This window comes from Micrococcus sp. CS26, from assembly GCF_055522295.1.
On record NZ_JBVFVY010000046.1, the window covers coordinates 1 to 3149 of the forward strand.

Below are 3149 nucleotides of genomic sequence, written 5' to 3' on the forward strand. Positions count from 1 at the left end.
CACCCACATAGGAGCGGCACGAAACCCGGGACGCTTCAAGGAGACCGTGAACGGGCTCTACAAGGCCGAGCTCATCCACGCCAAGCGGGTGTGGGAGTCGACCGAGGCGGTCGAGCTGGCCACCATGGGGTGGGTGCACTGGTGGAACACCACCCGCCTGCATGAGGCCCTTGGCTATCACACTCCCGCAGAGGTTGAGGCGGCTTACACTCACGATCAGGATTCAGCGCCCGTTGCATCCTGACCTCGGAACGGAACCCAGGGCGCTTCAGTGAGCAGTAGTCCGGGGAGGCCGACGACGCCTGCGCCTGAGGCGTTCCCTTTCACCTCCACGACGGCGCCCGCGCCCTACCGCGCGAGGGTGCGGGCGCCGTTGTGCGACGTGAGGGCTGGGCCACGAGCCTTAATCCGCTGGTCAGCTTCCCGTTCGAAAGAATCACCCTCAGGCATGATGTTGCCGTTTGCCTTCCCATCCCTCTGACACTGCTGAGGCCACCATGACCAATCCGTCCGTCTATCCCCGCGGCTACCGCCCCCGACACGCGGCTGATGGGCCCGATTCGACTCCTGTGGTGGCCCGAAGGCAGGCGGACTGGCGACCGGAGATCCAGGGTTTGCGCGCGGTAGCCGTCCTTCTGGTGGTGGTGTTCCACATCTTCACGGACAGGGTGTCGGGCGGCGTCGACATCTTCCTGTTCATCTCGGCTTTCTTCCTGACAGGCTCCTTCACCCGCAAGATGGAGGCTGGAAGGCCCCTCGCGGTGGGGCGCTACTGGCTTCACGTCTTCACGCGCCTCATGCCCATGGCGGTGCTGACGATCTTGCTTACCTTGGTTGCCGTTGCCACGGTGTATCCGCTGGCCGACCGTGCTTCGTGGCGGACGGAGGCGCTGGCGTCGGCCCTCTACGTGGAAAACTGGGCCCTGGCGTTCAATGCCGTCGACTACTACGCCGCCGACAACACCTCGCTGTCCCCCTTCCAGCATTTCTGGTCGCTGTCGGTCCAGGGGCAGGTGTTCATCCTGTGGCCGCTCCTCTTCCTTGTCTCAGCCCTGGTGGCCCGCCGCACCGGGGCGCGGCCCCGAGCCGTCCTCACGACTGCGTTCGCCTCGGTGTTCGTCGTGTCCCTGCTGTGGTCGGTGACCCAGACCTCCCAGAACCAGGCGTTCACGTACTTCGACACTCGGGCTCGCCTATGGGAGTTCGCCCTCGGTTCCCTCCTGGCGCTCGTCCTTCCATTCATTCACCTGGGACGGCGCACACGGGTGTTCCTCGGCTGGGCAGGGCTCGCGAGCATGATCGCCGTCGGCGTCGTGGTGGACGTCCAGGGCGCCTTCCCCGGCTGGATCGCGCTGTGGCCGCTGATGTCGGCCACTGCTGTGATCGTCGCGGGCACCAGCGGCTCCCATTTCGGTGTGGACCGGGTACTGGCTTCCCGCCCGCTCACCCGCTTGGGTGACTCCGCCTACGCTCTCTACCTCATTCACTGGCCGCTGCTCATCACCTATTCCGTCCTCACGGGGTCACAGAAACCCGGCGCGGCCGCAGGCGTCGTTCTCGTCGTCGTCTCCCTCGGCGCGGCCCTCCTCCTCTCGGTGCGCGTGGAGCGTCCGCTACGAGCGTGGGGCTGGCCCCAGACGGCCGCCTGGCGGTCCGCCGTCGTACTGGGGACCTGCGCCGCTCTCGTTGTGGCGCCGGTGACCCTGTGGCGCGGCGCCGAGGCAGCGGAGTCCGCACGAGTCCTCGAGGCGGCCGACCGGAACAACCCGGGCGCCGCCGTCCTGCGCCCCGACTACGAGCCAGCTGGAGACCCCGGTGCCCCCGTTCTGCCCGTGGTGGAGGGACGGTACCCCTTCCCCGAGTACCCCGAGGAGTGCGACCCCGCCCTGGAAGCACAGTTGACCGAGGTCGGAGCCGAGTCGTGCCATGTCCTCGTCCCACAAGCAGATCCGGCCGGCGTCGTGCTGATGGCCGGCAACAGCCACGTGATGCAGTGGTCCCCCGCTCTCCGGCGCCTCGGTGAGGAAAGACGGCTGGAGGTCGTCAGCTATACGCGGGGCAGCTGCCTGGTAGCGCCGATGGAGGAGCAGGTGGACGACTCCCCGAAGTGCCCGGACTTCCTCGCGGACCTCAACCTGGTCGTGGAGCATGTACGCCCGGACGTCGTCTTCATGCAGGGCACACGCAGCACCTATGAGGACGAGGAGATGCTCACCCCGGGGATGGTCGGGCGGATGGAGGAGATTGCGGGGACGGGTGCCCATGTCCTCGCACTCCGGGACAACCCCCGGTTCGCGGCCGGATCACCCACAACCTGCGGAAGGACACACGGGATCGATGCGGCGACATGCCGCTGGACGCATACCGTGCTCGATCCGAACAACAGCCCCCTGACCGGACTGGCCGATGCTCATCCCCGCATCGCGCAGGTGCAGCTGAACGACATGATCTGCCCGGGCCGTCAGTGCCAGCCCACGGTGGGCAACGTCCATGTGTACTGGGACGACAACCACCTCACCCCAACGTATGTAGAGACTCTTGCTCCCGTCTTCATCGAGCGTGCGCTGGCGGCCCTGGAGCATGACGGCATGCGTCTAGGACGCTGAGGCTCTCTCGAGCGCGCTGATCAAGGGATGGGAATGGTGCGGGTGTTGATGACACCCTCAGTCCGTTCCCGCTCCTCTATCGGCCTCGAAGAGGTGGGCAGCATGCGGAGCAGAACTACGGCGCCGGGCGCGCCCAGGGCGTGTCTGACACCAGCTTCAACCATGTGACCCCAGTGGTCAGGCGCTCGGCGGGCCGGTAGATGATCGTGCACTCGTCATACCTGGCCACCCGTCCGCGCGACTGCTGCAGGGGCGCATACTGACGTTCGATGACATTGCGGCCCCTACAGGCGACTGCGTCGAAGCCGACGGGGCACCCGCTGCTGCAGCCACGACGCCTGCGGTGGCCCTGATGGTCAGCTCACACGGGGATGACCGCCGCGGCTGCCCAAGCAGTGGAGTCGGCATCGGTCAATCCCCTGCCTGGCTCAGGCGATCAAGCTGGCCAATGGCATTCCTGCCCCCGCGTCGAGCTGATGGATCTTCGTGCTCAACCTGCCACGTGAGCGTCCGATACCGCGACCGGCAGGTTCATCCCGCAGA

The 3149-nt window shown here is 66.7% G+C and carries 2 protein-coding genes and 1 pseudogene; 2 read left to right on the forward strand and 1 reads right to left on the reverse strand.

All coding sequences use genetic code 11. The features are described 5' to 3' along the window. A partial coding sequence (locus ACZ1IK_RS11075) for an integrase core domain-containing protein (RefSeq protein ID WP_442927458.1) occupies window positions 1-244 on the forward strand: 244 nt, incomplete at its 5' end. A 253-nt stretch (window positions 245-497) separates the two neighbouring features. Continuing rightward, on the forward strand, window positions 498-2606 hold the full coding sequence (locus ACZ1IK_RS11080) for an acyltransferase family protein (RefSeq protein ID WP_465098512.1): 2109 nt from the start codon (window positions 498-500) through the stop codon (window positions 2604-2606). Window positions 2607-2721: 115 nt separating this feature from the next. On the opposite strand, the pseudogene ACZ1IK_RS11085 reads toward ACZ1IK_RS11080, so the two are convergent. Further along, window positions 2722-3149, reverse strand: a pseudogene (locus tag ACZ1IK_RS11085) (transposase family protein); the annotation flags it as partial.